The sequence below is a fragment of the Actinoplanes sp. NPDC048796 genome (genome assembly GCF_040650035.1).
GTDB lineage: Bacteria > Actinomycetota > Actinomycetes > Mycobacteriales > Micromonosporaceae > Actinoplanes.
The window spans coordinates 1-4,982 of record NZ_JBEZGO010000026.1 but is presented as its reverse complement, the minus strand read 5'-3'; the positions used below and the strand labels follow the sequence as shown (position 1 = coordinate 4,982).

The 4,982-nt window shown below is 68.3% G+C and carries 5 protein-coding genes; 4 read left to right on the top strand and 1 reads right to left on the bottom strand.

Going from position 1 to position 4,982, the window contains the following annotated elements:
- The first annotated feature begins 95 nt into the window (after positions 1-95).
- Genes AB0C26_RS44970 through AB0C26_RS44960 form a run of 3 tightly spaced genes read left to right on the top strand, consistent with a single transcriptional unit; the run spans position 96 to position 2,121 of the window.
- The gene (locus tag AB0C26_RS44970; RefSeq protein ID WP_360261111.1) at positions 96-434 is read left to right on the top strand and encodes a WXG100 family type VII secretion target; all 339 of its coding nucleotides are present in this window, start codon (positions 96-98) and stop codon (positions 432-434) included.
- An 11-nt stretch (positions 435-445) separates the two neighbouring features.
- Entirely contained in the window at positions 446-763 is a 318-nt protein-coding gene (locus tag AB0C26_RS44965; protein ID WP_360261108.1) for a WXG100 family type VII secretion target, read from the top strand.
- Positions 760-2,121, top strand: a complete 1,362-nt coding sequence (locus AB0C26_RS44960) for an EsaB/YukD family protein (RefSeq protein WP_360261105.1) — start codon at positions 760-762, stop codon at positions 2,119-2,121. Before AB0C26_RS44965 ends, AB0C26_RS44960 begins: the two co-directional genes overlap by 4 nt.
- A 30-nt stretch (positions 2,122-2,151) precedes the next feature.
- Here the strand turns inward: AB0C26_RS44960 and AB0C26_RS44955 are convergent, their stop codons facing one another.
- Positions 2,152-3,702, bottom strand: coding sequence for a peroxidase family protein (locus AB0C26_RS44955; protein WP_360261103.1), 1,551 nt, complete (start codon positions 3,700-3,702; stop codon positions 2,152-2,154).
- Between the two features lie 315 nt (positions 3,703-4,017).
- On the opposite strand from AB0C26_RS44955, the gene AB0C26_RS44950 reads away from it, so the two are divergent.
- The gene (locus tag AB0C26_RS44950) at positions 4,018-4,635 is read left to right on the top strand and encodes a DUF1345 domain-containing protein (protein ID WP_360261101.1); all 618 of its coding nucleotides are present in this window, start codon (positions 4,018-4,020) and stop codon (positions 4,633-4,635) included.
- The last annotated feature ends 347 nt before the right edge of the window (positions 4,636-4,982 follow it).

Genomic DNA, 4,982 nt, shown 5'->3' with positions numbered 1-4,982 from the left:
ATCGGGGACCCCTGAAAGGGAACTCGCCCGGGCGGTTCACGCCCGGGCAAGGTAGGCAACTGGTGATTCCGGCTTGACATCTCAGGAGGCGGCACATGACTTCACCGTGGGGCTTGACACCGGAAGCTCTGGCGCTGGGCCGTACCGACAGCATGAACTCGGCCATGTCGATCAATGCTGAGCTGGGCGCGCTGGGCCGGTACGTCGACCAGCTCGTCGGCCAGTGGATGGGCGTGGCCAGTGGGACCTTCACGGTCCTCATGGCCGAGTACCACCAGCACGCGGAGGGGCTGCGGCAGACGCTGGAGGGCATCGCCACGAACCTGGGCGCGAACCACGATGCCGTGGTCAACACCGAGCACACCAACATCAGGCTGCTCACTCCACACATGGACGCCGGGCCGAAGCTCAGCCCGGCCCGGTTCTCATCCTGAGGGGGACACCCGTGCCTGACGTCGAAAACACCCGTATCGAGGTTCCGCACAGCATCACCGAGGCGCCGGCCTATCTGACCACCGTCGCCCAGCATCTTCAGGAGGAGCTGGACACGCTGGCCGGTAAGCTGGCGCCCCTGAAGGAGCAGTGGATCGGTCAGTCCGGCCAGGCGTACACCGACGTCTCCGAACTGTGGAACGCCGACGCCATCGCCCTGTTCAGCCCGGTCGAAGGCGTGCTCAAGCAGATCGCCGACGCCGTGCGGGTGGTTGCCGAGAACTACGACCTGGTCGAGGACGGCAACCGGCGTAGCTGGAGTACGTCTTGACCGACGCACGTTGCCGGGTGACGGTGGTGGGCGCCGAGAACCGGATCGATCTGGCTCTGCCCGCCGAGACGCCGATCGCCGAGTACAACGATGCGCTGGCCCGGATGTGCGGCCAGCCGGTGGATGACACGTTGCCGCCGGCCTGGAGCCTGGCCCCGGCGGTCGGCGCGCCCTACCCGTTGACGTCGTCGCTGGCGGCGGAGGGTGTCGAGGACGGCGCCGTTCTCTACCTGCGGGACACCCTCGCCGGTGAGGACAAGGAACCGACCGTGCGCACCGTCTGGGAGGTGGTGTCGGATCTGGCCCAGGATCCGGCGGCCACCCGCTGGGACGTTCGGGCCGTCGGCCGGCTGGCCGTGATCGTCGGGCAGTTCTGGCTGGTCGCCGCGCTCGTGTATCACGGCCTGGCCGGCCACCGCGGTGTCCTGCTCAACGTGCTCGCGGGCGTGGCCGGCGTCGGCGCCGCCGTGCTGGCCCGCGTACTCAAGCGTTACCCTCGGGTATTGCCCGGCCGGTTGCGTACCTTGCTGGCTTGCGGCGCCATCCCGTGTACGGCCCTGATCGCCTTCCTCGCCCCCGGATCACCGGCGCTGGATCTCACCCACCTCTTCTACCTCGAGGTGGGTCTCCTGGTCGGTTGCGTCATCGCGTTGGTCGCCGTGCCGGGTGTTCTGCTGAGCGCCCTGACGGTGCTGGCCGGAATCGCCACGATTCTGACGGCTGTTCCCGCGCTGACCCACGCGTCGGGTGCGGCGGTCTCGGCGACCGTCGTGGTCGCCGGGGTGCTGTTCCTGGCCGCCGCGCCCCGTCTGGCCGGAGCTCTGGTGGCCGGATCGTGGCTCTCCCCGTCGTCATCCACGGTGGAACCGCAGGCCGACCCGGAGCAGCTGGCCGAGCGGGTCGTCCAGGCCCGCCGGGTCCTTGTCCTGCTGGTCAGTGTGGCCTCGGTCGCGACCGGCGCGGGCCTGATCGCCCTCACCGTGGATTACGCGCCGTTCACGCTGGCCGTGGCGATCACCGCGACCGCCGTGCTGTTCCTGAGGGCGGGCACCTTCAGACTCGCCCCCGAAGGCGTCCTGCCGGTCATCGCCGGTACGATCGGCCTCCTCAGCCTGCTCACCCTGCCGGGGCGGGCCGGTGGGCCCGACGCGTACGAGCTGCCGGTCCTTCTCATGCTCGGCCTGGTCGCCATGGGAGTCGGTGTGCCGGTCCTGCTCTGGGGAGCCGGCCGGAGCCCGGCGCCGGACACTCATTCCTCCAAACTGGGGCCCGTGCTCACCGTCAGCCAGATCGTCCTGCCCGCCCTGCTGCTGGGTGTCTACGGTCTGTACGAGACGCTCTGGAACGTCGGCCGGTGACCGCGGCACCGCACCGGCGGCCGGCCCGGGTCAGGCCGGTGCGGTGTCGCCGAGTGGGGCGAGCCGGTCCCGGCGGCCCTGGAAGGCGATGAGCAACAGGTCGGTCATGCGGAAGGTGTCCCGGGACGGTCCCAGGGAAGGCCGCCACAAGCGATCCCGGACGATGGAGACGCGACTGCTCTCCAGTGCCCGGTGGAACACCTCGGCCACGATGCGGCCGCCGACGCCGCTGAGCCGCCCGCCGGACAACTCAGCCTCCCGCAGGACGTAGAACCACAGCGGTGTGTTCGCGGCCAGGGCGGCACGTTGCCGGTCGGTCAGTTCGTCGAGGACAGCGCCGTGCCGGCCCGCGATGATCTGCTCGGCCTCCAGGGGGCGCATCCCGAGCAGCTCCGCCATCTGCTGGCCGCTGGCCAGCTCCGTCGACGCCGCCCGGTCCAGGTCACGGAACGCCTGATTGCGTTCCGTCCTTCCCGGGCCTTCGTTGCCGGAAGTCCCGTCGAGCAGCCGGGTCGTGATCGGCCGGGCCAGGTTGGGGCCGGCCGGTGCGGCGAGGTCGTCGAGGGCGTTCTCGCCGGCGAAGTCGTACAGGCGCCGCCAGTCGATCGTCCAGTCTGTCGGTAGCCGCTCGAGAAGCCCGGATTTCGGGTCGCTGACATCGGCTGCGGCGAGGTCGAAGTTTCCGCCGAGTCCGGTGAGGACCGACATCAGCGACCGGGTGCCGCGGTCGCCGTCGAAGATGCGGTTCCAGTCGTATGCGGGTCGCACCATGCTGTGCCCGAAGCGGTAGGCCGCCAGGGCGAATTCGAGCGGCAGGGCCGGGGTCCCCGTCGCCCCCACGTCGAAGTACCGGCGGCCGTTGAGGAAGACGTCGTGCAGGATGGCCGGATCGACGACCCGGGGCAGCACGTCAGTCACGATCATCCACTGGTAGTGACGTACCACCGTCTCGCGGACCGCCTGGAACAGCTGCCGGCCGGTCGGCCCGTCCACGCCCAGCCGGTCGGCGACCCGGTTGTGGAAATGCAAAAAGGCCAGGTGGGTCTGGGCCAGGGGCAGACTGTGGTCGTTGCGGGGGTCGGCGATCAACGGCGCCTGCCGCTCCGCCTTCGTATCGCCGTGGGTGACCCGTGGCAGGTCGTAGCCGTTGAGGTTGACCTCGGTGCCCGCGCCGGCGACAGCCGCCGTGAGGCCCACCTTGAACCGGACCCGGTCGGGTGCGTAGAACCGGTCGTCGTCCGCGTCGTCCGGCCCGAGACCGTAGACCGAGTCGAGGTCGAGCGCGGGCGAGCGGCCCTCGAGCACGTCGCGGACGGAGACCTGCTCGTCGCGGCGCCCGCGGGTCCGGTCCATGGTCAGGTCGTGCCCGGCGAACAGAGCCAGATAGGTGTAGCCGGCCGGAACGGCGGCGGAGCCGGGCACCTCCACCGGCACGGGTGCCGTCATGGCCCGTGCCACCTTCTTCAGCACGTCGCGGTCGAGAGCGTGCCCTCGGGGACCCCATCGAGAGAAGCGAAACTGGCGTACGTTGTCGGCTTCGTCCTCACCGGCGACGGTGTAGCTCGTAGGTGTGTGTCTCATCGGACGTTCCCCCGTCTCGCGGTCGAGTCGTACGGAGTTCTGCCCGATGTGACGTGTGCCCGTTCGCCGGGTTCATCCGGAAGCGCGAGCGCGGCAGCCGTCACAGTTCGTTCGGGTAGCCGCCCCGGGCCGGCCGGAGAAGGCCGATAGCCGCCGAGACGGTGACGACCCGGGCCCGGCGGGCGAGATGCCGCCGCCGTGGACGTCCGAGAGGGTCACGCAGAGTGACTGGATGTAGGGATCGGGGTCGATGAACTGTTGCCCGTCGTTCGCGTCGTAGCGGAAGGCAACGGCTGTCGATCTTAAGGAACGTCCATGGTCAGCAAAGCGGCGCTCATCGTGTCCCGCTCCATCGAAGCGTCTCTCATCCTTCTCGGTTTTCTGGTGTTGTTCACCTCTGGCGATCTCACCAACTTCATTCTGCTCGCCTGGGACGTGCTGGCCGGCTGCTATCTGGTGATCCGTATCGGCCGTCTGCGACGCTCCGGGAAGGATGCGGCGACCGGATGGCTCGCGCACGGCGTCGGCGGGCGGGCCGGGCTGATGTTCACGGTCTTCACCAGCCTGGTGGGTATCGGTGCCGGCCTGTCGATCGTTGCCAGTGAGGACGGTGTGGCCAAGACGGCGGCCACGACTGTGGGGGTGCCGGCGGTGCTGTTCGCCTGGGCGATCCTGCACTTCGGCTACGCCGAGCGCTACTCCAAGACGTACTACGCCGCCCTGCCGCAGCGGGTGCTGGCCTTCCCGAACATCGACAAGCCGACGTTCGTGGAATTCGCCTACTTCTCCTTCACGCTGGGGACGACCTTCTCCGTGTCCGACGTGGAGACCCAAACCTCGGCCATTCGTTTGCAAATTCTTTCACATTCGATTCTCTCCTTCGTCTACAACACCGTGTCGATCGGTATCGCGGTCAGCGTCATTGCGGGATGAACCACTGCCGTGCGGAGGGTGATGACGACTTCTCTCTCGGTGGCGAATCGCAAACTTAATCGAGCCTAAAGAATGCCTTGACGGGACCTTTATGGAGGAGCCGTGTACCCTCAGGAAGCACGATCGGTCGTTCTATATCGGACGGCCGAATGAGAACATAGCGTGGACGTGAGGGGACTCTCCCATGCCGTCGGCTGATGGCGACGACGACTTCTTCCGTTTCGGCGTGCTTGGGCCGGTGCGGGTGTGGCAGGGCGGGGTTGAGGTTGATCTGGGTGCGCGGCAGCAGCGTTTGATTTTGGCGTTGTTGCTGGCTGGTGCGGGTCAGCCGGTGGGGTTGAGTGAGA

Coding starts and splice junctions, on each gene's coding strand:
- AB0C26_RS44970 (WP_360261111.1), top strand. CDS start 96: ATGACTTCACCGTGGGGCTTGACACCGGAAGCTCTGGCGCTGGGCCGT.
- AB0C26_RS44955 (WP_360261103.1), bottom strand. CDS start 3,702: ATGAGACACACACCTACGAGCTACACCGTCGCCGGTGAGGACGAAGCC.
- AB0C26_RS44950 (WP_360261101.1), top strand. CDS start 4,018: ATGGTCAGCAAAGCGGCGCTCATCGTGTCCCGCTCCATCGAAGCGTCT.